The organism is Virgibacillus sp. 6R (assembly GCF_001895305.1).
GTDB lineage: Bacteria > Bacillota > Bacilli > Bacillales > Amphibacillaceae > Virgibacillus > Virgibacillus pantothenticus.
Genome location: NZ_CP017762.1, coordinates 296,651 through 323,029, shown reverse-complemented (window position 1 = coordinate 323,029; position 26,379 = coordinate 296,651). Strand labels below are relative to the sequence as shown.

Below are 26,379 nucleotides of genomic sequence, written 5' to 3'. Positions count from 1 at the left end.
CATAAGAAAGAAACGCAGAAACCAAAAGAACAGCCGTATAAGGACATGACGACAAAACCAATGCCAGCTATCAAGGAAGATGATAAAGAAAAGCCTAAAATGGTGAAACCAGAAATGCCGCCTATGCCATCTATGCCATCTATGCCACCAATGCCTGCTCAACCAATGATGCAAATGCCGATTATGGAACAGGAATTTCAAAATTATACAACCATCAACTTTCCACAAATGCCGGCACAGCCAAAAGAGGAACCAAAACCTGTAAAAAAAGAAAAGCCAAAAGAGGAGCCGAAGCAAGTTAAACCTAAAAAGCAGCCCATGCCTCAGCCAATGCCCATGCCTCAGCCACAAGTACCTATGGTGCCGCTATGTTGTTACGTGATGGATCCATGCTACCCGCAAATTCCATTTCAAACGATGGGGCCGAATCCTTGGGCTTGTCATGGTATGGCAATGCAGCCCATGCCATACCATCATGGACATTATGCCAATATGATGGGGAATGATGGTACGATGCCATATATGGGATACGAAAACATGCCACAAATGCAAGGAAACATGATGAATGATCCGAATAATGCTGCTTGGAATGGACAGATGCCACCATGGAGCATGCAAGGCATGAATCGTGACGAGGAGGCAGAAGAAAGAACGGAACAGCATACATCAGCTGCCCCATTGTACCCGCCATTTCAGCATAAAGTGAACCAAATGCCATTTCCGATGCCACCTGGCTATTCAACAGCTCCTAGGATGCAGCAAGAAAATAATGATGAGCAAGGTGAATAATTGTTAAAAGGGACGAAATTTCCATCGTCTCTTTTTTGTGTGCGCCCTGCATGGGCGAAAACTTGGTGGTGAAAGTCCACTACAGGCTTGGCAGTAGGAACTGTTAGCGGAAGGCAAGGTGGCTATCGTGAGGTAGTGGCTGAAGGAAGCTGGACGCAAACTCCTGAACTGACGAACAGAAATTAGATAGAAGGCTGAATTAGGTCGGATAAATCTGCGCAACAAGATAAAGTCCAATACTGCCCGAAACCTATACAGTAAATCTAACAGTTACATGGGAGGAAAGTTTTCGCTCTTACCGGGGGAGGTCTTGTGAGGGTGCAGTGGGAGTTGAATGATAACGAATCAGCACAACCAAAGCGGGGACGTTTTGGTGAATCACAAGAAGTCAGCAGAGGTCATAGTAATGTTAACTGACGAAACATGAAGGACCGAACAATAGAAATTTTGAAAGCTCTAGGAGGTGTGGAAGGTGCGACAACTGCAGAAAACAGGAGAATCTGGCTATCGGCAGAGAGATAGTGTGGAACATGAAGGGTATGTCGAAGCGCATAGTACTTTTCATGGTGAACAGAACAATCAAAATGGTGTATCCAATCTGTTTGAAAGAATCCTATCAAGGAACAACTTAAATCAAGCTTACCTTCAAGTAGTCAGAAATAAGGGAGCAGCAGGGATCGACGGTATGACGTACGACCAGCTACTTCCATACTTGAAGGAACACAAGGAGGAACTATTAACCCAGTTACGTCAAGGAAAGTATAAACCGCAACCCGTTCTGCGGGTTGAAATTCCGAAACCAGATGGTGGAAAGAGGAAACTGGGGATTCCTACAGTCATCGATCGAATGCTTCAACAAGCTATCAACCAAGTGTTACAACCGATATTTGAACCAACGTTCTCCGATAATAGTTTTGGGTTTCGTCCAAAACGTAGTGCGCATCATGCCATCATACGGGCGAAATCGTACTACGAACAAGGGTACAAATATGTAGTGGACTTGGATATGAAATCCTACTTCGATACGGTAAATCATGACAAACTCATGTACTTCGTGGAAAAACAGATATCTGATAAGCGAGTGCTTCACTTGATAAGACGATACTTATTAAGTGGAATTATGATTAACGGTATCTTCGAAAAATCAGAACAAGGAACGCCGCAAGGCGGAAACCTATCTCCGTTACTCAGTAATATCTATTTAAATGAACTAGACCAACTATTGGAAAAGCGTGGTCATCGATTCGTTCGTTACGCAGATGATTGTAATATCTATGTGAAAAGTAGAAGAGCAGGATATCGAGTAATGGATAACATTACTACCTTTCTTGAGAGAGATTTGAGTCTAACCGTTAACCGAGAAAAGAGTGCGGTTGGAAGCCCTTTGAAACGGAAGTTTCTTGGCTTCTGTCTATTAGCCACGAAGAATGGGGTTAAAATTCGTCCTCATAACAAAGCGAAAGTGACCGTTCAAGAGAAACTCAAGCGAATCACCAAACGCAATCGTGGGCGGAATCTTGAAGTGATTCTAAAAGAAATCCAGCAACTTATGACAGGGTGGATAAATTACTATGGCATAGGGGAAATGAAAGGATTCATGAAGAATCTAAATGGATGGTTGAAGCGACGAATTAGACAATATATTTGGAAACAGTGGAAAAATCCACGTACGAAAAGAAAGAATCTAATTCATTTAGGCATCGATAAACGTAAAGCTTATGAATGGTCGAATACAAGAAAAGGTTACTGGACTATATCAAGTAGCTATGTACTCCATCGTTCATTGACAGATAAAGAACTGGCGTCGAGAGGATATAAAGATATCGCTCTTCAATACCAGTTCGTACACTCAAACTATTGAACCGCCGTATACGGAACCGTACGTACGGTGGTGTGAGAGGGGCGAAAAGTTATTTAGCTTTTCCCTCTACTCGATTCGTAAAAAACTGGCGGTTAGATAAAGGTACTTTTATGCTAATATTGCCACTGATACTTCCTGTGGAGTAAAAGCATTTTCCAAATTTGTTACATTTTTTGGGGTTTTTTGAAAACATTCATAAGAGCCAAACCGATTCCATTCAACAAGCTTCTTCAATAATAATTTTTGTTCGGCAAGGGTAAGGATAATTTTCAAACAGGTGATATTAATGGTATGATAATTAACAAAGTAAGTATGTATGTGAAAAACAGAACGTGCTTATAACCATCCGAAATGCTGTTTTAACAAATTTAAAAAAGGAAACAGATTAGCAGAGACCCAATAGCTACCAAGGAATAAAAGGAGTGATCAGTTTGTTGCAAAAAGAAGTAGAGAGCATTGTCAGTTGGTTACAAATGCAAGTCGAGAAAACAGGGGTTGAAGGATTAGTAGTAGGTATAAGTGGAGGCATTGATTCAGCCGTTGTAGCTGCATTAATCAAAAAAGCCTGTCCAGAAAATTCTTTAGGGGTAATCATGCCTATTCATACAAGTGAAGGTTCCTTGAAGGATGCAGAAGCAGTTGTTCAAGCCTGTGGCATTGATCATATAACGATTGACCTGACTGAGACGAGAGATAATATGTATAACGTGATTCAATCCAAATTAGAAACAAATCATATGTATCAAGAGAAGAATGAGCAAATGGCCAAAGCTAATTTAAGTGCAAGACTACGAATGAGTACCTTATACACGATTGCTACAAATCATAATTACCTCGTTGTTGGTACAGATAATGCTGCGGAGTGGTATACAGGATATTTCACTAAGTATGGAGATGGCGGTGTAGATATTCTTCCTATTGTTGAATTTACAAAAGGAGAAGTGAAGGAATTAGCCGCTTATTTAAACATTCCTTCTTCTGTTTTAAATAAGCAGCCTAGTGCAGATCTGTGGGAAGGACAAAGTGACGAGAAGGAAATGGGTATTCGTTATGCAACGATAGATGCTTATCTTAAGGGAGAGGACGTTCCGAAAGCTGAGCGTGAGAAAATTGAAATGATGCATCGACGCACAGCACACAAACGCGAAACTTTGCCTTCCTTCTCGCGGAAAAAATAGTGGCTTCCCTTATATTAACTGTGTAAAAACACCTCCATGATCCAAACTAATGGTAAGGAGGTGTTTTTTTATGCGAGTATGGTTAGGGATGATGTTAATGGCACTAATTAGTTTGATTGGGTGTGCAGATGGGCAGCAAGGAGAAAATAATGCTAATCCAAATACAGATAATCAAACGCAACCTATTCATTATGAGACAGAAAAAGAGAAAAACGAACGTTTAAATATTCGTGAACAATCGATTGGTGAAAAAGGTGGTTATCCTCAAAGTAAACAAGAAAATATCAATGAATCGAATTTTAACAGTGGATATTCTGATCCATTTACCAATGAAGAAGCAATAATGATAACAGAGGCATTACAAAAAAAGAGACAAATTGTGCAGGCTCAGGTTGCATCAACAAATGATCGCATCTTGATAGGAGTTATATTGAGTACGCATGTTAGCGGAGATATTGGTAACGAAATTAAAAAGGAAGTAAAAAAGCTTCTACCTGACTCAAATAAAGAAATTATTATTTACACAGACGACACGCATTGGGAAAAGATGCGAAATTTGGATGCCAGACTAGAAGCAAAGGATAACGGAGAAAACATGGAAGAATTGATAAACCGATTCCTAAAATAAAATGAACGCTTGAAAGTGGAGGGTTTATCCTGCACGTAACTGGCAGTAGGGTCCTCTCCCATCCTTAGAGTCGGATTCAACAGTAAGTCAATTTCCAATTTCGTTGGGATACTCTGTTACTAACAGTCAATGGGTTAGAAAAATCCTCTGGCTGAAGTTTCACTTCCGCTTTATCCTTAGTGAAATGTTGCGTAGTGCATGAAGTAAAATATTTAAAGAAACAATGGAATGACTTACTTTCTATAACAGTGAATTTTCGATCAGCGGGGTTTTCATTCATCCCCCACGGCTTGTTAGTACCGTAATGGTATTAAACTAAAGAAGGGCATTTAGGTGCTGTTATCTCCCAGTTGCAGTAGAGATTATCCAACTCCTAAAAGTGGGAGTCTTACAGCACCTTATATACGGGATCAAATATGTACATAATTGTGACCGTATATGGAGACAAGTTTGTGCTATCATTACGCTATCTCTTTAAGAATTGACTTATATTTGGTATAGTAATAAAGGAAATTTCTAGAGAGGAGAATGTCCTATGGCTGGTCATTCTAAATGGAAAAATATTCAAAGAAGAAAAAATGCTCAAGATGCAAAAAAAGGTAAAATCTTTATGCGTCATGCAAAAGATATTTATACTGCTGCTAAGCAGGGAGGCGGTGATATAACAACAAATCCAAGTCTTCGCTTAGCGGTTGACAAAGCAAAAGCAGACAACATGCCAAATGATAATATAGATCGTGCCATTAAAAAGGCCACTGGAACATTAGACGGTGCAAGTTTTGAAGAACTAACATATGAAGGATATGGACCTGGTGGCGTAGCAGTAATTGTTCATGTGTTAACAGATAATAAAAATAGAACCGCTGCAGACATACGACATGCTTTTAAAAAAAATAATGGAAATTTAGGTGAGAACGGCAGTGTGTCATTTATGTTTGATCGGAAAGGGTACATTGTTATTACGAACGAGCAAGGAGAAATAGATGAAGATGAATTGACTTTAGAAGCATTGGAAGCTGGAGCAGAGGATATAGAAGTAGACGATGGCATGTTTGAAATATTTACCGCTCCAGAGGACTTACAAGCCGTTGTAGATCAATTAAATAAAGCAGGGTACTCCATTGCGGATTCAGAAGTAACACTAATTCCACAGACGACTACTTCTTTATCGGAAGAAGATGTCTCCCATATGATGAATTTAATTGAAACATTAGAAGAAAATGAAGATGTGCAAGATATTCATCATAATCTTGAAGTAACGGAATAATCGTTTAAACTCCAAACTTCTATTTCTTCTCTAGAAATAGAAGTTTATTCATTTACTTCGATTTATGATAGAATGAATGGATAAGGTAAAAGGAGCAGAGAAAATGATTGCTTATGTACGAGGAAAGCTTACATATATTCAAGATGATGCTATTATTGTGGATGTACAGGGCATTGGTTATGAAATTATTTGTGCTAATCCATATGCGTTTCAATCGTTAGAAAAAAAGGACGTTAAGATATATACATATCAACATGTTCGTGAAGATGCACAGCTGCTATATGGATTTAAAAATCAAGAGGAGAAATATTTATTTACCAAGCTTATTTCTGTATCTGGAATAGGTCCAAAAGGAGCCATTGCCATTATGGCTTCTGTTCATGTTGGAGAGTTTGTTGCAGCTATTGAACGAGAAGATGAAAGATTTTTAACAAGTTTCCCAGGTGTTGGAAAGAAGACAGCAAGGCAAATCATCCTTGATTTGAAAGGGAAACTGGCAATTACAACAGCTGTAAATGAAGAACAGACAATAACAGATCCTCGCCTTGATGATGCTGTTGTACAAGACGCAAAAGAAGCTTTAAAAGCTTTAGGGTATTCGGAAAAAGAAATAAAAGCTACTTTACCTAAAATACAACAGCTTGAGACAGAAACGACAGATGCATTAGTACGTAAAGCGCTAGCGTTACTAATGAAAAACTAGGTGTGAATAAAGAAAGGAGGAGGCAAATGGAAGATCGTATGGTCACAGGCGAATTGCAGGAAGAAGACATTTCCGTGGAATTAAGTTTACGACCGACTACCTTGGCGCAATATATTGGTCAGCATAAGGTGAAAGAAAATCTAAGTATTTTTATCCAAGCAGCCAAAATGCGTGAGGAGCCTTTAGACCATGTACTTTTATACGGACCACCAGGGCTGGGGAAAACGACCTTAGCAGCCATTATCGCCAACGAAATGGGTGTCCAATTCCGTTCTACTTCGGGTCCGGCAATTGAACGAGCAGGAGATTTAGCAGCAATTCTTTCATCTTTAGAGCCTGGTGATGTGTTATTTATTGATGAAATTCACCGCCTTCCAAGAACAGTAGAAGAAGTACTCTATCCAGCCATGGAAGATTTTTTCCTTGATATTGTGATTGGCTCAGGGCCAAGTGCCAGATCTGTCCGAATAGATTTACCTCCGTTTACATTAGTTGGAGCAACAACGAGAGCAGGTTTATTATCAGCTCCTTTGCGTGATCGATTTGGTGTATTAAGTAGGCTTGATTTTTATGATGCTAAAGATTTATGTATGATTATTGAGCGTACTGCCGATATTTTTAATACAGCAATTACAAAAGAAGCTGCGTTGGAAATTGCTGAGCGATCTAGAGGAACACCGAGAATTGCTAACCGTTTATTAAAACGGATTCGTGATATTTCGCAAGTAAAAGGAGAAGAAAAAATCAGTTTGTCTACTACAGGTGAAGCCTTAGAAATGCTGCAAGTGGACAAACAAGGCTTAGATCATATCGATCATAAATTGTTAAAAGGAATTATGAACCATTTTCAAGGTGGACCTGTTGGTTTAGATACGATTGCTGCGACAATTGGAGAAGAGCCACAAACGATTGAAGATGTGTACGAACCATTTTTATTACAAATCGGGTTTATTCAACGAACACCAAGGGGAAGAGTTGTAACGCCAGAGGCTTACCAACATTTCGGATGGAAGGACAGAGTGAATGATGAACCTAGGTAAACTTTTTATTTTACTAGGGATTATCTTTCTGGTTATCGGTGTTATATGGAGTTATATTGGCAAGTTACCAGGAGATATTACGTGGAAAAAAGGGAATGTTGTTTTCCATTTTCCAATTGTCACTTCTATTGTTGTTAGTTTGATTTTAACCTTGTTATTTTATATTTTTGGTAAGTTTAGATAACACGTAAGGAGTTTCATCATGAATATTGAAGAATTCGATTTTGATTTACCAGAAGAATTAATCGCCCAGACCCCGTTAAAAGAACGAACGGCTTCCAGACTTCTTGTTCTAAATAAACAAACGAAAGAGATTGCCCATCGCCATTTCCCTGATATAAAGGAATATTTACAGCCTGGAGATTGTCTGGTGTTAAATAATACGCGTGTATTGCCGGCAAGGCTCCATGGTGTGAAAGAAGGAACAGGTGCAAGTATTGAGGTATTGCTGTTACATCAGGTGGAAGGAGATTCGTGGGAAATACTTGCCAAGCCTGCTAAGAAAGTGAAGCTTGGAAGTGTTATTCGTTTTGGAGATGGTCTCTTAACTGCAACCTGCACACAGATCAAAGAGCATGGTGGGCGAGTCGTACAATTTGCATATGAAGGTATTTTCTATGAAGTACTTGATCAATTAGGGGAAATGCCATTACCACCGTATATAAAGGAACAGCTTTCAGAAAAGGAACGGTACCAAACGGTATATGCAAAAGAAGAAGGGTCAGCAGCGGCACCAACAGCTGGGCTTCATTTCACAACGGAATTATTAAATGAATTACAGCAAATGGGTGTATGCATTGCATTTATTACCTTACACGTTGGGCTCGGTACATTTCGTCCTGTAAGTGCAGAAACAGTGGAAAACCATAAGATGCATGCAGAATTTTATCATATGGATCAGCATACAGCAGATATGCTTAATCAAGTAAAGCAATCAGCTGGGCGAATTATTTCAGTAGGCACCACTTCCACCCGTACTTTAGAAACGATTGCCAGGGATAATAATGGGGAATTTAGAGAAGCTAGCGGTTGGACGGATATATTTATTTATCCGCCTTATCAATTCCAAGCTATTGACGGCTTGATCACCAATTTCCACTTACCTAAGTCAACATTAATTATGTTAATTAGCGCATTTGCTGGAAAAGATATAGTAATGGAGGCATATCGTGAAGCAGTGCAAGAACGATACCGATTTTTTAGTTTTGGAGATGCAATGTTTATATATGCTTAAAATGAAGGCGATTCATGTAACGCTAACAACTTGGTAGTTTATTTTTTCAGAATGACAAGCATAGTCTAAAATTAGAGATGCCAAGGCATTTTACTATTTATATGAAACACATATATTAGTAGTGCTATCTCTTACAAAAGTACATGAGCTTTGCCTAATTTTGATAAAAGTATTTTAGTTTAATCGATAAAGGAAGAGTAGCTGATGACACCAATCACTTATGAATTAAAGAAAACATGTAAACAAACAGGTGCTAGATTAGGGCGTGTCCATACGCCACATGGATCGTTTGACACACCTGCATTTATGCCGGTAGGTACACTGGCTACTGTTAAAACAATGAGTCCAGAAGAACTAACAGAGATGAATGCTAATATCATCTTATCTAATACGTACCATCTTTGGTTAAGACCGGGTCAGGATATCATTAAAGAAGCGGGTGGGCTTCACCAGTTTATGAATTGGGATGGTGCTATTTTAACGGATTCTGGAGGCTTTCAAGTATTCAGCTTGAGTGAAATGCGAAATATTACTGAAGAAGGGGTACATTTTCGCAGTCATTTAAACGGGGAAAAATTATTTTTATCTCCTGAGAAAGCTATAAATATCCAAAACGACTTAGGATCAGATATTATGATGGCATTGGATGAATGTCCACCGTATCCTGCAGATCATGCTTATATGAAAAGCTCTGTAGAGCGAACATCTCGTTGGGCAGAAAGATGCTTACATGCACACCAACGCAAAGATGAGCAAGGTTTATTCGGTATTATCCAAGGTGGGGAATATGAAGACTTGCGAAAGCAAAGTGCCAACGATTTAATCTCCTTAGATTTTCCTGGTTATGCTATTGGCGGATTGTCTGTTGGTGAACCAAAAGACGTTATGAATCGTGTGCTTGAATTTACTACCCCTTTAATGCCGGACGATAAGCCTAGATACCTAATGGGTGTTGGTTCGCCTGATTCTTTAATTGACGGTGCTGTTCGAGGAGTGGATATGTTTGATTGTGTCCTTCCTACTAGAATAGCAAGAAATGGTACATGTATGACTTCAAACGGTCGTTTAGTAGTCAGAAATGCGAAATATGCACGTGATTTTTCACCAATTGATGAAAACTGTGATTGCCATGTTTGCAAAAATTATACGCGTGCCTATATTCGTCACCTCATTAAATGTAATGAAACTTTTGGTTTTAGGCTTACTACTTATCATAACTTATATTTTCTGTTAAAATTAATGGAGCAAGTACGAAAAGCTATTAGCGAAGATCGTCTTGGCTCATTTAGAGAAGAATTCTTTGAGCAATACGGTTTTAATAAACCGAATGCTAGGAATTTCTAACGTATAGAAGGGAGGAATGGAACAATGGAAATGTTAGCATCTTTATTACCAATTATCTTGATGTTTGTGCTTCTGTATTTTATACTTATTCGCCCACAGCAAAAGCGACAAAAGCAAGTCAGAGAAATGCAAGCAGAATTGAAAAAAGGTGACTCCGTAGTTACGATCGGTGGTTTTCATGGGGAAATCCATGCGATGGATGAAGATACTATAGTTATTCAAGCTGGAGATGGATCTAAGCTGACGTATGACCGCTCAGCAATCCGTGAAGTAAAGCAGCAGTAATTACCATGTTCACGCGAGGGAGGTAGGCAATGGACAAGCGTCTGTTGCTTATACCAGCGGATGTGATTTGATACATAGGTAGTAAGTGCGAAAGGAACACAAAAGCGATCTTCTTTTGTGTTCCTTTTAAATTTGCCAAGAAAGAGCTATTGCAATGTATCCATGTCTAATATTTGCGGATTTTTCCTCCCGTATATAAGGTACTGTAAGACTCCCGCTTTTAGGAGTAGGTTAATCTGTACTGCAACAAATCTAAGTGGTAGATAACAGCACCTAAATGCCCTATTTCGTAAAAGGCCTAGGTCAGACCATTATGGTACTAACAAGCCGTGGGGGATGAATGAAAACCCCCACTGGTACTTTATCCATAGATGATCGTTTACTATCTCTTTTTTACTTAAGCACAAACCTCTAAACTCAAAGTGTTGCTGCTATATTTCCCCCAAATAACCTGTCATCTTTTTCATTTTTTTCTCTAAGGTACCGTAATTATCATACTCTATGGAAGTAAGATGAAAGGAAGTGTTCCACAAATTAACGCTCTATTTATCGCTTGCTTCTTCGCCTGCGATGTTAACACCTACTGCACCGCCAAATAATGCAGCTGCCATGTATCCAGCGTGATGAAGAGATTGTTCCAGCGAAAATCCTTGTTGGTAGCCCAAATATTGTACGGATAAAACAAATAGCGTAAATCCTGCACCTGTAAATATCCCGATCATCCAGCCTTTTGCTTTGCCCTTTATTCCTGCTGCGAGCCCTCCCAGAAATAAACTGATGAGACCGATGACAAAAGTGACCCATGACAGAGCAGGTTCGTTAAATGTAGTAAATCGAAGTAATAATGCTAATACAAAGCTAGCGACCATCATTAAGCCCAATACAATGATCCATCCATATAATAATGCAACCCATTGCTTACTGCACATGATCATTCCCTCCTTTCCAGATTGTCCACCTATTTTCATCCTATTCACCTTGAAAAAATAATAGACGAAAAATATTTTCTTTTTTTGTTACATATAGTTGGAGTAAAGAATGATATAGGCAAGAAAAGAAAGTGGGGGTTTGGTTGGAAATTATTATAGCCTCATTCATTTTTATTTGTTGTTATGTATTTATTATGACAGAGCAAATTAATCGTGCACTGGTTACTTTAACTGGTGGCGTATTGCTCTTATTGACTGGAATCTATTCTGCCGAGCGTATGTTAACAGAATATATTGATTGGAATACAATCGCGCTCTTATTTTCCATGATGGTATTAATTGCCATCACAGAAAAAACAGGTTTGTTTGCTTATATGGCGATTCGTTTTGCACAAAAAGTGAGAGGTGCACCAATCCCTCTTTTGATTGGCGCGGGGGTATTAACAGGAATTGGCTCAGCATTGCTGGATAATGTAACAACGGTATTAATTTTTGTTCCAATAATGCTCAAAATTACGAAACTGTTAAAGTTGCCCGCGTTTCCGTATTTACTCATAATTATTTTCAGTTCCAATATTGGCGGTGCGGCAACATTGATTGGGGACCCGCCTAATATTATGATCGGACAAGCGGTAGAGCATTTAACCTTTTCGTCATTTTTGATCCATATGGCTCCCATCGCCGTTATCCTATTCGGGATCATGCTTGTCTTTGTTTGGGTATTGTTTCGAAAGTCCTTACGACGGACGAGCTTGGATGTCAAAGAGTTGCTAGCAATGGACGCGCAAGCTTATTTGCATCGAACACCAATGTTGTATCAATCAATCACGGTTCTCTTATTAACAATAATCGGTTTTTTACTACATGCATTTTTGTATGTTGAATTGACTACTGTAGCGTTATCTGGCGCTATATTACTACTTCTATTGACGGAAAAAGAAGTGGCAGCAGAGCAAATATTTGCAAAAATAGAGTGGGTTACATTGTTCTTTTTTATTGGGTTATTTACTCTAGTAGGTGGTTTAGAAGAAGTAGGCGTCATTGATGAAATCGCGAGGGCAATCGTAGTAATTACCAATGGAGACTATGTACAAACAGCATTGTTGATTTTATGGGTCTCCGGTTTGTTTTCTGGTATTGTGGATAATATCCCTTTTGTCGCTGCGATGATTCCAGTTGTTCAAGAATTTGAAAGCTATGGAATGATGTATTTAGATCCAATTTGGTGGGCATTGGCTTTAGGTGCATGTTTAGGGGGAAACGCAACGTTGATCGGAGCTTCTGCTAATGTAGTGGTGGCAGGTTTAGCTGAAGGAGCGAAGGAAAGTATATCGTTTATTCGCTTTTTACTATACGGATTTCCACTCGTAATTATATCATTGATTGTTGCTACCATTTATCTCTATATTCGCTATTTACTACCATATATCGGATAAAAGCAAAAAAAGGGGGCACACTAAAAAAACAGCTGATTAGAAAAATGAACCATAAATCGTCCATGTATATGTAAGATTTTAGCGTATGTAGAATCCTGCGGGAACAGCCTCTGGAAAGCGAAGTATATTGACGTAGCGATGATAGGAATTTTTTAATACAAACAAGCCGAACAATTATAAAGTGTTCGGCTTTTGCTATATAGTTATTTTCTTATGCCCCGGTCTGATTATTTTTTATGGGTATTTATCTCGAATGTAAGTTCGCCATTGATTGAAGAAGCTTTTATCCCGCATATAAGGTGCTGTAAGACCCCCACTTCAGGATTTTGGATAATCTGTACTGTAAAAGTCTAAGTAGGAGATAACAGCACCTAAATGCCCGATTCGTTCATCTAACAATCAGTGGGTGGATGAATGAACCACCCTCTGGTTGAAGATTCATTTTATTGGCTATAGGCTATTTGGTTGAATTAATAAATGTCAAACCCTTTGTTTGAAAATAACGATAAATATCTATAATCAATTTAAAACCATTTTTGTAAGAAAGGAATCTGTTTTAGCTCTTCTTTCGTAATAAAACGGAGCAAAAAGAGAAATAGTACATAAATGCAACAGAATACACCTAATATACCAATTAATAACAAAAGCCCGCCATGCATATTATCATATATATTTTTTAGAAGTTCACCTACTCCCCATGTCATTAGTAAAAGTGAAATCATTTTTAAAATATCTAAAACCGGGATACTAAATTTAATGGCTTTATATAAGGCACCTAAATGTAAAAGTGTAATTAATACAACACTTAAGGAAATAGCTAAGGCGACTCCCATAATTCCAAAACTCGGATTGGAAGCGAGTAAAAATAGGACAGTGAGTTTGCAGAATGCTCCAATCAGGCTGTTCCACATGGCAGCTTTAGCAAGGTCAAGAGCTTGTAATGCTGCTTGTAATGGAGCTTGGATATAAAGTAAAATAAAAAATGGAGCCATTAAAATAATAAATTTACTTGCATTAGCGGATCCATACATATATGTTAAAATAGGTATGGAAAATAAGGTTAGTACAATCGTGGCTATTGCACCAGATGCAAACGAAATGCGGATCGCTTGATGGATTCGATAGTGAATCAAATTTATACTTTTCGTTGCTTCTGCTTCCGAAATAGAAGGGACTAGAGCAACGGACAGGGATTGGGTAATAAATGTCGGTAAAAATAGTAAAGGGAGTACATAGCCTGTTAACTCTCCATATTGTTTCGTTGCCAAAGTACTGGAAACACCGGCAATTGCGAGACTTTGCGCAACTAAAATCGGCTCTAGAAAATGCGAAATAGAAGCAATGAAGCGACTGCCTGTACTAGGTAAAGCAATAGAGAACAGCTCTTTTAATGTCGTTCTACTTGTTGATAAATAGGAGAAAAAGTTTTTTCTTACTTTCATGTGCTTTTTTCGATTGAATTGGCGCATCATATAGATAAGTGAGACAAGTTCCCCTAAAATAATACTAAACATTGCTCCTGCTGCAGCATATTCAAGCCCAAAAGGCAATAGTAATTTCACAAATAATGCTACACAACTAATACGTACTACTTGTTCCAGTACTTGTGCATAGCTTTGTGGTTTCATATTTTGTTTGCCTTGAAAGTAGCCCCGCAAGACGGATGAAATAGCGATAATGGGGATAATTGGGCTGATTGCCAGTAATGGATACAATGTTCTTTGATCTGTAAGTAGGTGAGTTGCGACAAAAGGAGTCGCTAGTATCATTAAAGTGGAAAAAATGATACTGGAAATACCAGTAATCACTAATGATACAATGACGATTTGTTTGGTTTTCGCTTTATCACCGCGAGCTTCTGCTTCAGCAATTCGTTTCGAGATAGCTACAGGTAAGCCAAGTTGAGTTAGCGTAATAACGAGGAAAAATGTTGGTAAAGCCATCATGTATAGACCGACGCCTTCTTCCCCAATTAATCGTGCAACAACAATCCGATTAATAAATCCAAGAAATCGAGTGATCATACCTGCTAGAATAAGAATAAGTGTACCTTGTAAAAATGTTTGTTTCGTCATCTAGACGACCTGCCTTCTCAAATAATGGAATATCATATACAATGATATATATGCGAAAGGATAGGCCAAGCATGACAAGAATAGAAATTTTCATACTCCATAAAAGGAGGGAGTTTTGTTGGAAATTGTACAAACAGTATCTGAATGGAAAGAGATGGTTACTCCAGCTTTACAAAGTAAGGCGGAGGAATTTCATTTAATGGGATATGCAGAAGCAACAGCAGAAGATGTTTGGAAATGCCTAATGCAAAAAGTATGGAAAGGTGATCCTGAAAAACGAATCTATGAAGTGGTACAGGATATTTTCCAATTAACAACCGTGACTTATATTAGTTACTTAACCGTAAATGCGTATCAAAATGATGATTTGTTTGCATCAATTGCGGCTGTAACAAATGCAGAGCAATAGTGAAAAATAAAGTACTTACATATCGATTTACCCTAACGATAAAAGGGAGGCCATTTTGGAATGAAAAATAGAGGCAGAATTGTTGCCTTTTTTCTAATCGTACTCGTCTTTGCTGGTACAATTGGAACGACGGTTACAGGAATTACGAAAGATATTAATTTAGGATTGGATTTACAAGGTGGATTTGAAGTTTTATATGAAGTGGAACCTGTTGATGAAGCTCAAGAAGTAGACCGAACAACATTGGAATCGACGGTTGAGACATTGAATGATCGCGTTAACCGTCTTGGAATTAGTGAAGCAAGTATTGATATTGAAGGGGAAGACAGAATTAGAGTGCAGCTTGCCGGAGTGGAAAACCAGTCCGAAGCAAGAGAATTACTTTCAACGACGGCACAGCTTTCCTTTCGAGATGTCAATGATAATGAGCTTTTAAGTGGTAATGACGTAAAAGAAAATAGTGCAAAACAAGATTTTGATCCGAACAGTAATCAACCAATTGTTACATTAGAGTTAAAAGATGCTGAAAAGTTTGGTGACGTAACAAGCAAAATTAAGGATATGAATAATCCAGATACACCTTATCCGGATAATCTGCTAGTTATTTGGATGGATTATAAAAAAGGAGATTCTTATGCAGAAGAATATCAAAAGGATGAGCCTAAGTTTGTCTCAGCTCCTAGTGTTAACCAAACGTTAAACACGAGCCAAGTGATGATTAGTGGAAATTTCACCGTGGAATCCGCAAAACAGTTAGCTAATGTCATTAATTCTGGTTCTTTACCAGTACATATGGAAGAAAAGTATTCCACGTCGGTAGGTGCGCAGTTTGGGGAACAAGCGTTAAATAAAACCGTTTTTGCAGGTTTCATCGGTGTGGGGCTAATTTTTCTCTTTATGATAGCTGTCTATCGTTTTCCAGGATTAATTGCGGCTATCAATTTAACGATTTATATTTATCTTATTCTGTTTGTATTTGAATTGATGAACGGCGTACTAACATTACCAGGTATTGCGGCGCTTATCCTAGGAGTTGGGATGGCCGTAGATGCTAATGTCATCACTTTTGAACGTATTAAAGAAGAATTACGTAGCGGAAAATCAATCATATCGTCATTTAAAGCTGGGACGAAAAACTCACTGTCGACCATATTAGATGCGAATATTACGACGTTAATAGCAGCGTCTGTTTTATTTATTTTTGGTACAAGTTCCGTTAAAGGTTTTGCAACGATGCTAATCGTCAGTATCCTAGTAAGCTTTATAACTGCGGTCTTTGGTACGCGACTGTTGTTAAGTTTATGGATTAAGAGTCCATTTTTAAAACGTCGCCCTAGCTGGTTTGCAGTGAAGAAAGCAGACATTAAAGATATTAAAGATAAGCAAGAAGACGAACCGAAACTGTTTAATCGGGAGATCAATGTCGTCAATCACCGGAAAAAGTTTTTTTGGATATCGACCATTATGGTTGTGTTAGGTATCGTATCACTTGCCCTATTTAGATTAAACCCAGGTATTGATTTTACCAGTGGTTCTAGAATTGAGATTTTAGCAGATACAAGCGTTACGACAGCGGAAATAGAGAATGAGTTTAATGATCTTGGACTAGAAGTCAAGTCCATTGTATCGTCAGGGGAAAACGGGGAAATGGCGATTGCTCGTTTTGACAAGGTATTAGAAAAAGACACGATTGCAGAGGTGAAAGCACACTTTAATGATGCATATGGCCATGAACCAAACGTAAGTGTCGTTTCACCGATTGTTGGTGAGGAACTTGTGAAAAATGCGGCTTATGCAGTTGCCATCGCTTCTGTTTTTATGATTATTTATGTCACCATTCGCTTTGAATTCTTTTTCGCTATAACTGCGATTATTGCTTTATTACATGATGCATTCTTTATGATTGCTATTTTTAGTGTGACACAAATTGAATTTGATATAACGATTATAGCGGCTATCCTAACGATTGTCGGATATTCTATAAACGATACAATTGTTACCTTTGACCGTATAAGAGAGAACTTGAGGAAAAAGAAAAAAGTCAAATCGTTCAAAGAGCTTGCGATTATTGTTAACCGCAGTTTGGTACAAACGTTTATACGTAGTATAAATACATCCATTACAACATTAATCGCCGTACTAGCATTTCTGTTTTTAGGCGCTGAATCCATTGGTGGATTTGCGATTGCTCTAACGTTTGGTCTAGTAGCTGGTACGTATTCGTCGCTTTTCATAGCCTCACAGCTTTGGCTCGTATGGCGAGGTAAAATGATTAAGAAAAAACCAGTTGATTTTACAAAGAAAAAACGTGTAGAAGGTCCACAAGTATAATATAATAACGAGGCTGTTCTAAAGCTGACTGCTTTTGAATTAGCCTCTTTTCTTTTAAGCAAAAAAGGAATGAAGTGAGATACGTTTTGCGTAGAATTTAGCATGTGTTATACATCTCTGATAGTAATGTGAAAGTTTTCCAACTGTTAATAACTATGATATGGGTTTAAAAACCGAAATGTTTATAAATGAGTAGATTTGGGAAAATATTAGCGCGTGCATCATACAGAGGAGGTCGAAAGATGAAGGGTCAAACCTATGTTATTTTTGCTATTATTTTTGTTATTATTGTAGCTGTATTTGCTGTTACAAACGTGGAGACGGTTGAAGTAAACTATCTTTTCTGGTCTGCAGAATCGCCATTAATTCTTGTGATTTTATTTTCTGTTCTCATGGGCGGTTTAATTACTGCAACAGTTGGATTAATAAAAATGTATCGCATGCAAAGAGAGATGAAACGCCTGGAAGCAGAAAATTTCAATTTGATGAACAAATTAGAAGAAGAAGATATTCCATATCACCAAGTAGAAAATGAAACTGTTTCAATGATAGAGGAGGAAAAGCAGTAGCTATATTTTAAAGCATAAGCTAGTTATCAAATGATAAAAAATAGTCCAATAAAGGAAATCTAGTTGCCCCCCTTGTATTTGATTATGTATAATGAATTGGTCAGGGGGGCAAATTATGTTGTTAAGTAAGGCTAATTGGAAGTTTATAGGTAAAGAAAAAGTGAACTTTAAATGGGACGATTCCTCGCAAGTTTCCCCTATTATAGAAGAGTTATTATTACAAAGAGGGATAACGACCAAACAAGCTGTATCCAAATTTCTAAAACCCGATTTGAATGATTTACACAGTCCAGATAATCTTCTTTCGATAGATAAAGCGGTAAAGCGAGTACAGAAAGCGATTCAACAAGGCGAAAAAGTACTTGTCTTTGGCGATTATGATGCGGATGGAGTTACTGCTACAACAGTGATGATAAAGGCATTACAAGAGCTTGGTGCTCAATGTGATTATTATATTCCAAATCGATTCACTGAAGGTTATGGACCGAATGAAGCTGCTTTTCGTCAAGCACATCGAGAAGGATATGCGTTAATTATTACTGTAGATACAGGTATCGCTGCAGTTGAAGAAGCGAAAGTAGCAAAAGAATTGGACATTGATTTAATAATCACAGACCATCATGAAGTCCAGAAAGAATTGCCTGATTGTTATGCGATTATTCATCCAAAATGCTCGCCAGATTATTTATTTCAAGAATTAGCCGGCGTAGGAGTGGCATTTAAATTTGCACAAGCTTTACTTGGGTATGTTCCAAAACATCTATTAAGCTTTGTTGCGATAGGGACGGTGGCAGATCTTGTACCTTTATTGGACGAGAATCGGATTTTGGTTTACTACGGCTTAAAGGAGTTAGCAAATACAACCCATCATGGATTGAAAGCGCTGAAACAGACTGCCAATATAGATGGAATTGTGACCGAAGAAGATATAGGTTTTGTTATCGGTCCTAGATTAAATGCTGTGGGCAGATTGCAGTCAGCAGACATGGCGGTGGAATTAATGCTGACTGAAGATCCAGAAGAGGCAAAAACCATTGCAGAAGAAATGGAAGTGCTAAATCGTGAACGCCAACAATTGGTTCAGCAGATTGTCGAAGAAGCAGAACGGATGTTGGCAAACGAAGCAGAACAAGGGGTTATTGTGGTTGCAAAAGAAGGCTGGAATGAGGGCGTATTAGGGATTGTTGCATCAAAACTAGTTCGCAAGTGGGACAAACCGGCTATCGTACTTTCCATAAAAGCTGATCAAGGGATTGCTAAAGGATCCGCAAGAAGCATCCCAGCTTTTGATTTGTTCCAAAATTGCATGAAAGTAAGTCATTTGTTTCAGCAATTCGGAGGGCATTCACAAGCTGCAGGAATGACATTGGAGATAGCGCAAGTTAAGCCATTGTATCAAGCTTTAAACGAACAAATTATGCAGCAATTATCAGAAGAAGATTATAAGCAAGAACTTAGCGTTAACTCAACTTTACCTGTTTCGCAAGTAACGTTATCGTTAATTGAAGCTATTCAACAATTAGCTCCATTTGGAATGCATAATCCAAAACCATTATTTCATATCAAAGCGGTTCCTGAGCAACCGCGGCAAATCGGCAGTATGAAAAACCATCTTAAGCTACAATTTAAAGCAGACGATAAGCAGCTTGATGCGATCGGTTTTGGAATAGGTGAACTATACCATTATTTAACTCCGCGCACTCCCATTAACATAGTAGGGGAACTTACTATTAATGAATGGAACGGCAATCGAAAGCCGCAATTGATGATTCAAGATATGTCAATTGATGAGTGGCAATTGTTTGATCATCGTGGAAAGCGTCAAACGAATTTAGAATTATTCGTTCATGCTAGTCCATTGATTTACAGTGTCGGAGATGAGCAGCGAGCACAGTCGTTAGGGGTTCCCCATCAGACATACGAAGATGACTGGTCTTCCATTGGAGAGCTGGATACATTATTTATATTTACGATGCCTTCATGTTTAAATGACTTAGAAGAAGTACTGAAGCAAACGAAACCAAAAAATATTCATGTATGTTATTATGTAGAAGATAGCACTTATTTACGCGCTTTTCCTACCAGAGACGACTTTAAATGGATGTATGGTTTTTTACAACAGCAAAAAGTAGTCTCTCTTGATAAAGAGCTGCCTGCATTTTCGCACACAAAAGGGTGGAGTAAAGAAAAATTATTGTTTATTATCCATGTATTTTATGAGCTTCGTTTTATACACATAGAAGGTAGAAAGATCCAACTAGTGAATAACCCATTAAAAAGGGATTTACAGGATTCGAAGACATATCAAAAACGTATGCAACAAGCTGAGATTGAAAGGAAGCTGTATTACTCTAATTATGAACAATTAAAGAACTACTTTACAAACTGTATGGAACATTTGGGAAGACCCAAGGAGGAACTTAGTTATGGACTTTAAAAAGCACATTAAAATTGTTGAAAATTGGCCAAAAGAAGGAGTTAAATTTAAAGATATTACACCGTTAATGGCTAATGGAGAGGCCTTTCACTCAGCTGTAGATGAAATTGTAGCTTATGCGAAAGAAAAGCAAATTGACGTTGTTGTAGGCCCGGAAGCAAGGGGGTTTATCATTGGATGCCCTGTTTCTTATTCACTTGGTGTAGGTTTTGCTCCGGTAAGAAAGGAAGGGAAACTTCCTCGTGAAGTAATTAAAGTAGATTATGGTTTGGAATATGGAAAAAATGTTTTAACTATTCATAAGGATGCGATTAAGCCGGGACAACGCGTGTTAATCACCGATGATTTACTGGCAACAGGGGGAACGATTCAAGCAACAATTCAATTGGTTGAAGAACTTGGAGGAATTGTTGTTGGCTGTGCATTTTTTATTGAGTTAAGCTACCTTAATGGAATGGAAAAACTAAAAGGCTATGATGTATTAACCTTGATGCGGTATTAAACGGCTAACAGGGGGTCTGACGATCAGTAATCGTTAGGCCTATTGTTATAAGTTAAAAGCCGCCTACAGCGTACAAAGAAGTTTACAAGCAATCATTACTAGATACATTTAAAAAACGGAACACAAAAGTAAATACCGGTTTACTAATTCACAATTACAAAGCTATTTTTAAGGATGCAATTTACTATAGCATCCAACAGAATAAAGACATCCTTCGTACATACATTACACCTAGCCAAGCTTTTCTCTTATGTTAATGTTGCCCGAGTGATCCTATGTTCTACTTCTGTGAATAACGCTCTCCCCAATAAAGTGAATCTTCAATCAGTGGGGGCATTCATCCTCCACTGTTTGTTAGTGCCGTCGTAATTGTATGACCTAAAGGCCGCTTACGAAATAGGGCATTTAGGTGCTGTTATCTCCCACTTAGACTTGTTGCAGTACAAGATTATCCAACTCCTGAAGTTGGAGTCTTACAGCACCTTATATACGGGGGGAATTTGAATGGAGCCCGGTTGTCATTGCTAAACGTGTGCTTACGCTCTTCGTACTTCTTAATCATAAAAAATGTATTAATTCTATGGAGTGATTAGACTTATAAGTTTGTTCAAACTTGAATTTTCTCTAAGTTATCCTAATTTGGCTGATTCTAACAATGGACACATGCAGGTTAAAAGCATATAATGTAACTATTTAAAGTAATAATTAGACTCGATATAGCGAATAAAGGTGATTTTTAATGGCAAAAACCGATATTATGACAATAGATGATATTTTAAATAAGGCAGGTCAGTATCTGTCGGAAGAGGATACTGCTTTTATTCGCCAAGCATACGAATTTGCCGAAGAGGCTCATGCCGAACAGTTTAGAAAATCTGGCGAGCCGTATATTATTCATCCTGTACAGGTGGCTGGAATACTAACAGAACTAGGGATGGATGCTGAAACGATTGCAGGAGGATTTCTACATGATGTGGTTGAAGATACGAATGTGTCTGTAGAAGATGTTGAGGAAGCGTTTAATCATGAAGTTGCTATGCTAGTTGATGGGGTTACTAAATTAGGGAAGATAAAGTATAAATCGAAAGAGGCGCAGCAAGCAGAAAATCATCGAAAAATGTTTGTTGCAATGGCAAAGGATATTCGTGTGATTTTAATTAAATTAGCTGATCGCTTGCATAATATGCGTACGTTGAAGCATTTACCTCCGGAAAAACAGCGGCGAATAGCAAATGAAACGTTAGAAATCTTTTCCCCGCTTGCTCATCGATTAGGGATTTCGACAATTAAATGGGAATTAGAGGATACGGCATTGCGCTATTTAAACCCACAGCAATATTATCGAATCGTTCAATTGATGAAGCAAAAAAGAGAGCAGCGCGAATCATATATTAGGGAAGTAATGGAACAAGTTTCCAAACAATTAAGAGAAATGAATATTGAAGCAGAATTATCTGGTAGACCAAAGCATTTATACAGCATTTATCGTAAAATGGTCAAACAAAATAAGCAATTTAATGAAATCTATGATTTACTTGCTGTCCGGATTTTGGTCAATAGTATTAAGGATTGCTATGCTGTTCTGGGTATTATTCATACATGTTGGAAACCAATGCCTGGAAGGTTTAAAGATTATATTGCGATGCCAAAGCCAAACCTTTATCAATCTTTGCACACGACAGTGATTGGTCCCAAAGGGGATCCTTTAGAAGTGCAAATTCGTACAAGAGAAATGCATGAAATCGCTGAATATGGAATTGCTGCTCATTGGGCTTACAAAGAAGGTAAGCAAGTAAATATGGATAAGCAATCCTTTGAAGAAAAATTGACATGGTTTCGGGAGATTTTGGAGTGGCAAAACGATACACATGATGCAGAAGAATTTATGGAATCCTTAAAGGTTGATTTATTCTCTGACATGGTATATGTATTTACTCCAAAAGGAGATGTCATTGAACTTCCTGCTGGTTCTGTGCCGTTAGATTTTGCTTATAAGATTCATACGGAAATCGGGAATAAAACGATTGGAGCTAAAGTGAACGGTAAGATGGAACCACTTGATTATAAGTTGAAAAACGGCGATATCGTTGAAGTAATGACGTCAAAACATTCTTATGGACCTTCGCAAGATTGGCTTAAAATAACCCAGACTTCACAGGCGAAAAGTAAAATAAAGCAATTTTTCAAAAAACAACGTCGTGAAGAAAATGTATTAAAGGGGAAAGAAGCAGTTGATCGTGAAATTCGGAGCCTTAATATAGAGCCAAAAGATGTCTTAACACAAGAAGATTTGCAGCGTGTGTACGAGAAGTATAATTTTTCTAGCGCAGATGATATGTATGCAGCTGTTGGTTATCAAGGAATTACGGCTGCTGCCATTGCCACAAAATTAACAGAAAAATTAAGACAATCTCGCGAAAAACAACAAGCTCTTGAACAAACTATTGAAGAAGTAAAAACAGATGTAAAGCAAAAGAAAGTTAATAAACGTGATTCGGGTGTGAAAGTAGAGGGGATCGATAATCTGCTGGTTCGATTGTCGAAATGCTGTAACCCGGTACCTGGTGATCAAATTGTTGGCTATATTACAAAAGGCAGAGGTGTGTCTGTTCATCGATCTGACTGTCCCAATGTACAGACGGAGGAAGCGAAACAACGCTTTTTGCATGTTGAGTGGGAAAATAATCGTACTGAACAGAAACAATACCATGTTGATTTAGAAATTTCTGGTTTTGATCGCAGAGGACTAGTGAACGAAGTACTACAGGCAGTAAATGAAACAAAGACGAATATCACGTACGTTAATGGACGGTCGGATCGAAATAAAATGGCAATTATTCAAATTACGATCCTAATCCATAATACAGGACATCTTCGTAAAATTGTCGAACGAATAAAGCAAATCCCGGATGTTTATGCAGTAAAACGTACGTTGCAGTAATGATGGTCATGCCTCGAAAAGGCAAGCGAAATTATAGAAAAGGGGAGTATCATGAGAGCAGTCGTTCAACGCGCAAATGCAGCAAGTGTTTCCGTTCATGATTCGATAATTGGGCAGATTGAACATGGCTTCGTTGTTCTATTAGGAGTGACTCATGAAGATACGTGGGAAGACGCCGCCTATTTAGCGAAAAAAATCGTACATTTACGTGTTTTTGAAGATGAACAACAAAAGCTGAATTTGTCGTTAAAAGATGTGAACGGAAGTATTCTATCCATTTCTCAATTCACGCTGTATGGTGATACGAAAAAAGGGCGCAGACCGAATTTTATGAAGGCAGCAAAACCTGAACAAGCAAATGAATTGTATCTTCAGTTTAATCGTTTCATTGCTCAAGAAGGTGTCCATATAGAAACAGGAGCATTTGGTGCGATGATGGATGTGCAATTAACGAATTCCGGTCCTGTGACGTTGGTCATGGATAGTAAAGAGGGGTGACAGGAACAAACCTCAAATGGTTGTTCCTGTTTATTTATAATTCGCAAAATAAGCCCCTAATCCTTGTATAATTCCAGATACGAGCTGTTTTTGATACATCGTCGTTTGAAGACGTGATTCTTCAGCTTGATTTGAAATAAACCCTAATTCTATTAAAATCGCTGATTTCATATTTTGCCGAAGAACTAAATAATCACCAAATGATGTCCCACGGTCGTCCGATTGCGTTGCATTAATTAATCCCTTTTGAATCAAGGAGGCTAAATCTTGGTTGTTATCTTGAAAGTAATAAGACTCAATTCCTGTAACATTTGGTAAGCCCGGTACGCTGTTATAGTGTAAACTAATAAATACGTCTGTCTTGAAATTGTTACTATAACTAATCCTGCTATTTAGAGGTATGAAATCATCTCTTGGTCTTGTTAATCGGACATCTGCACCAAGCATGGTCAGTTCTTTTTTTAATTCTTGAGCGGTTAAAAAGGTCACGTCTTTTTCCAAAGTTTCAGTTGCGCCTATCGCTCCAACATCCCTTCCACCATGTCCAGCGTCGATAACAATCGATTTGTTGGTAAAGTTACTTTTACTTGAATTAGGAATGGCTTTAGTAAGTGACTTGTAAATATATCCATGGATTGCTTCATTTTTAATTTCATACCAATCCCCACCTGAAGAAATAACGTTAAATGTACTTCCCTTATCAGCAAAATGAGAAATAGGGTCATCCGTAGAAGGTCCACTGCGAATTTGGGTGTTTGGATTTGGAATAGTGATCTTTGTTGGCGTAATCGCTACCTCATCTATATTTATATAGTTGGTGTGAATCCATCCTGCACCGTTATCTAATTGGATTTCCACCCATTCCGATTGCTGTTGGGTCACGGTATATGTATCTCCTTCGTTGGTTTGAGCAATCTTCTGAAAATCCGTTCCCGGTCCGCGGCGTACCGTTACGTTATTTTCAGTTACGGTTCCTTGCTGTTCAGCAGCGACAGGCATGTCCCAGTGCAAGCTAATGATCATTAATGAGATGAAAGCGGATGCTATTCGTTTATTCAAAAAGATACCTCCAAATGTGATAACGTTACCATTTTTTTGTGCTAAACAATTGTTCTGGTAAGAATTCGAGTGCAAAAATAAACTGTGATTTCTGTATGATTGTTCAACCTTACTTTTAAGTATAATAAAAATTAACTGGGTTGGCAAAGCTAATCGAAAGAGGAGGTTATACTTCATATGCGTACATCTGAAAAGCAATGGAATGCTCATCAATATAAAGAAGTGTTTGGAGTGAATCTACATCAATTCTTAGAATTAGTAGAAGCGGAAGCAAATCATATGGAAATGGCAGAGCAGCTAGGACTATCGCTAAGAGAAGTAAATATATTAAAGAAGAAGATAAATCGCGCTTGACAGAATAACTAGGAACGATTAATATAATATACATTCATAAGTATTGCTAATATCGAATTTATCCGCATATAAGGCGCTGTAAGACTCCCACTTCAAGATTGGCGAAATCCATATTACAAAAAGTCAAAGTGGGAAATGACATACCAAAACGCCCTATTTCGTAAGCTGTCTTTATTTTTGAATCTAGGGAAGAAAACCCTCTTCCTTATTGTAATTGTATATAATCGAGAGACCTATGAAGGAAAAAGTAATTGGCAACCGAACTGTCCAGAGAAAAAATGCCGTTGGCTGGAAGCATTTTGCATGGTCGGCCCAATGAAAGACGTTCCAGAGGTTTTATATCGAATTTCTAGTAGGTATAAACGTATCGCAGGCGTTAACTGCATGAAGCGGATGTACATAACATCAACTAGGGTGGCAACGCGGGTAAAACTCTCGTCCCTTATTTATTGAAAAATAATAGGGGGACGAGGGTTTTTTATTTATTAAGTTAAGAAACCAGCATGGCTC

At 38.1% G+C, this 26,379-nt stretch carries 22 protein-coding genes and 1 other annotated feature; of the genes, 19 read left to right on the top strand and 3 right to left on the bottom strand.

What is annotated here, in order from left to right; all coding sequences use genetic code 11:
- The first annotated feature begins 1,261 nt into the window (after positions 1–1,261).
- The 10 genes from ltrA (at position 1,262) to yajC (ending at position 10,329) form a co-directional block, all read left to right on the top strand.
- Entirely contained in the window at positions 1,262–2,650 is a 1,389-nt protein-coding gene (gene ltrA, locus BKP57_RS01565; RefSeq protein WP_072740903.1) for a group II intron reverse transcriptase/maturase, read from the top strand.
- Positions 2,651–3,084: 434 nt separating this feature from the next.
- On the top strand, positions 3,085–3,828 hold the full coding sequence (gene nadE, locus BKP57_RS01560) for an NAD(+) synthase (RefSeq protein ID WP_050353559.1): 744 nt from the start codon (positions 3,085–3,087) through the stop codon (positions 3,826–3,828).
- A gap of 70 nt (positions 3,829–3,898) precedes the next feature.
- Complete coding sequence (locus tag BKP57_RS01555; protein ID WP_050353188.1) at positions 3,899–4,456, top strand: YhcN/YlaJ family sporulation lipoprotein; 558 nt, start codon at positions 3,899–3,901, stop codon at positions 4,454–4,456.
- Positions 4,457–4,991: 535 nt separating this feature from the next.
- Entirely contained in the window at positions 4,992–5,723 is a 732-nt protein-coding gene (locus BKP57_RS01550) for a YebC/PmpR family DNA-binding transcriptional regulator (RefSeq protein ID WP_050353187.1), read from the top strand.
- A gap of 103 nt (positions 5,724–5,826) precedes the next feature.
- A complete protein-coding gene (gene ruvA, locus BKP57_RS01545; protein WP_050353186.1) occupies positions 5,827–6,426 on the top strand; it encodes a Holliday junction branch migration protein RuvA in 600 nt (199 codons plus the stop codon).
- A 26-nt stretch (positions 6,427–6,452) separates the two neighbouring features.
- Positions 6,453–7,466 carry a Holliday junction branch migration DNA helicase RuvB gene (gene ruvB, locus BKP57_RS01540; RefSeq protein ID WP_050353185.1) on the top strand — a complete coding sequence of 338 codons (1,014 nt, stop codon included), beginning with the start codon at positions 6,453–6,455 and terminating at the stop codon, positions 7,464–7,466.
- Positions 7,450–7,650 (top strand): DUF2905 domain-containing protein, encoded by a 201-nt coding sequence (locus BKP57_RS01535; RefSeq protein WP_050353184.1) that lies wholly within the window; start codon positions 7,450–7,452, stop codon positions 7,648–7,650. Before ruvB ends, BKP57_RS01535 begins: the two co-directional genes overlap by 17 nt.
- A gap of 18 nt (positions 7,651–7,668) precedes the next feature.
- Positions 7,669–8,700, top strand: coding sequence for a tRNA preQ1(34) S-adenosylmethionine ribosyltransferase-isomerase QueA (gene queA, locus BKP57_RS01530; RefSeq protein WP_050353183.1), 1,032 nt, complete (start codon positions 7,669–7,671; stop codon positions 8,698–8,700).
- Between the two features lie 204 nt (positions 8,701–8,904).
- Positions 8,905–10,044, top strand: coding sequence for a tRNA guanosine(34) transglycosylase Tgt (gene tgt / locus BKP57_RS01525; protein WP_050353182.1), 1,140 nt, complete (start codon positions 8,905–8,907; stop codon positions 10,042–10,044).
- A gap of 24 nt (positions 10,045–10,068) precedes the next feature.
- Positions 10,069–10,329: a preprotein translocase subunit YajC gene (gene yajC, locus BKP57_RS01520; RefSeq protein ID WP_050353181.1), complete on the top strand. Its 261-nt coding sequence runs from the start codon at positions 10,069–10,071 to the stop codon at positions 10,327–10,329.
- 542 nt (positions 10,330–10,871) lie between these two features.
- Here yajC and BKP57_RS01515 read toward each other — a convergent pair.
- The gene (locus tag BKP57_RS01515; RefSeq protein WP_072740902.1) at positions 10,872–11,258 is read right to left on the bottom strand and encodes a TIGR04086 family membrane protein; all 387 of its coding nucleotides are present in this window, start codon (positions 11,256–11,258) and stop codon (positions 10,872–10,874) included.
- A 143-nt stretch (positions 11,259–11,401) separates the two neighbouring features.
- Between BKP57_RS01515 and BKP57_RS01510 the strand changes: the two genes are divergently transcribed.
- The gene (locus tag BKP57_RS01510) at positions 11,402–12,694 is read left to right on the top strand and encodes an ArsB/NhaD family transporter (RefSeq protein WP_072740901.1); all 1,293 of its coding nucleotides are present in this window, start codon (positions 11,402–11,404) and stop codon (positions 12,692–12,694) included.
- A 524-nt stretch (positions 12,695–13,218) separates the two neighbouring features.
- On the opposite strand, the gene spoVB is transcribed toward BKP57_RS01510, so the two are convergent.
- A complete protein-coding gene (gene spoVB, locus BKP57_RS01505) occupies positions 13,219–14,769 on the bottom strand; it encodes a stage V sporulation protein B (RefSeq protein ID WP_050353178.1) in 1,551 nt (516 codons plus the stop codon).
- 118 nt (positions 14,770–14,887) lie between these two features.
- On the opposite strand from spoVB, the gene BKP57_RS01500 reads away from it, so the two are divergent.
- The 7 genes from BKP57_RS01500 (at position 14,888) to dtd (ending at position 24,456) form a co-directional block, all read left to right on the top strand.
- On the top strand, positions 14,888–15,178 hold the full coding sequence (locus BKP57_RS01500; RefSeq protein WP_050353177.1) for a post-transcriptional regulator: 291 nt from the start codon (positions 14,888–14,890) through the stop codon (positions 15,176–15,178).
- A 60-nt stretch (positions 15,179–15,238) separates the two neighbouring features.
- Positions 15,239–17,509, top strand: coding sequence for a protein translocase subunit SecDF (gene secDF / locus BKP57_RS01495; RefSeq protein ID WP_072740900.1), 2,271 nt, complete (start codon positions 15,239–15,241; stop codon positions 17,507–17,509).
- 242 nt (positions 17,510–17,751) lie between these two features.
- Positions 17,752–18,078: a LapA family protein gene (locus tag BKP57_RS01490; RefSeq protein WP_050353175.1), complete on the top strand. Its 327-nt coding sequence runs from the start codon at positions 17,752–17,754 to the stop codon at positions 18,076–18,078.
- 115 nt (positions 18,079–18,193) lie between these two features.
- Positions 18,194–20,515 carry a single-stranded-DNA-specific exonuclease RecJ gene (recJ, locus tag BKP57_RS01485; RefSeq protein WP_072740899.1) on the top strand — a complete coding sequence of 774 codons (2,322 nt, stop codon included), beginning with the start codon at positions 18,194–18,196 and terminating at the stop codon, positions 20,513–20,515.
- Positions 20,505–21,017 (top strand): adenine phosphoribosyltransferase, encoded by a 513-nt coding sequence (locus tag BKP57_RS01480; RefSeq protein WP_050353173.1) that lies wholly within the window; start codon positions 20,505–20,507, stop codon positions 21,015–21,017. The genes recJ and BKP57_RS01480 overlap by 11 nt, the downstream gene beginning before the upstream one ends.
- 739 nt (positions 21,018–21,756) lie before the next feature.
- Entirely contained in the window at positions 21,757–23,958 is a 2,202-nt protein-coding gene (locus BKP57_RS01475; protein ID WP_050353172.1) for a RelA/SpoT family protein, read from the top strand.
- A gap of 51 nt (positions 23,959–24,009) precedes the next feature.
- Positions 24,010–24,456 carry a D-aminoacyl-tRNA deacylase gene (gene dtd / locus BKP57_RS01470; protein WP_050353171.1) on the top strand — a complete coding sequence of 149 codons (447 nt, stop codon included), beginning with the start codon at positions 24,010–24,012 and terminating at the stop codon, positions 24,454–24,456.
- A gap of 30 nt (positions 24,457–24,486) precedes the next feature.
- Here dtd and BKP57_RS01465 read toward each other — a convergent pair whose 3' ends face one another.
- Positions 24,487–25,515: an N-acetylmuramoyl-L-alanine amidase family protein gene (locus BKP57_RS01465; protein WP_198035016.1), complete on the bottom strand. Its 1,029-nt coding sequence runs from the start codon at positions 25,513–25,515 to the stop codon at positions 24,487–24,489.
- 177 nt (positions 25,516–25,692) lie between these two features.
- Between BKP57_RS01465 and BKP57_RS22400 the strand changes: the two genes are divergently transcribed.
- Positions 25,693–25,869, top strand: a complete 177-nt coding sequence (locus BKP57_RS22400) for a hypothetical protein (RefSeq protein ID WP_169770806.1) — start codon at positions 25,693–25,695, stop codon at positions 25,867–25,869.
- 226 nt (positions 25,870–26,095) lie between these two features.
- Positions 26,096–26,315: a binding site (T-box leader), on the top strand.
- Positions 26,316–26,379: the final 64 nt, after the last annotated feature.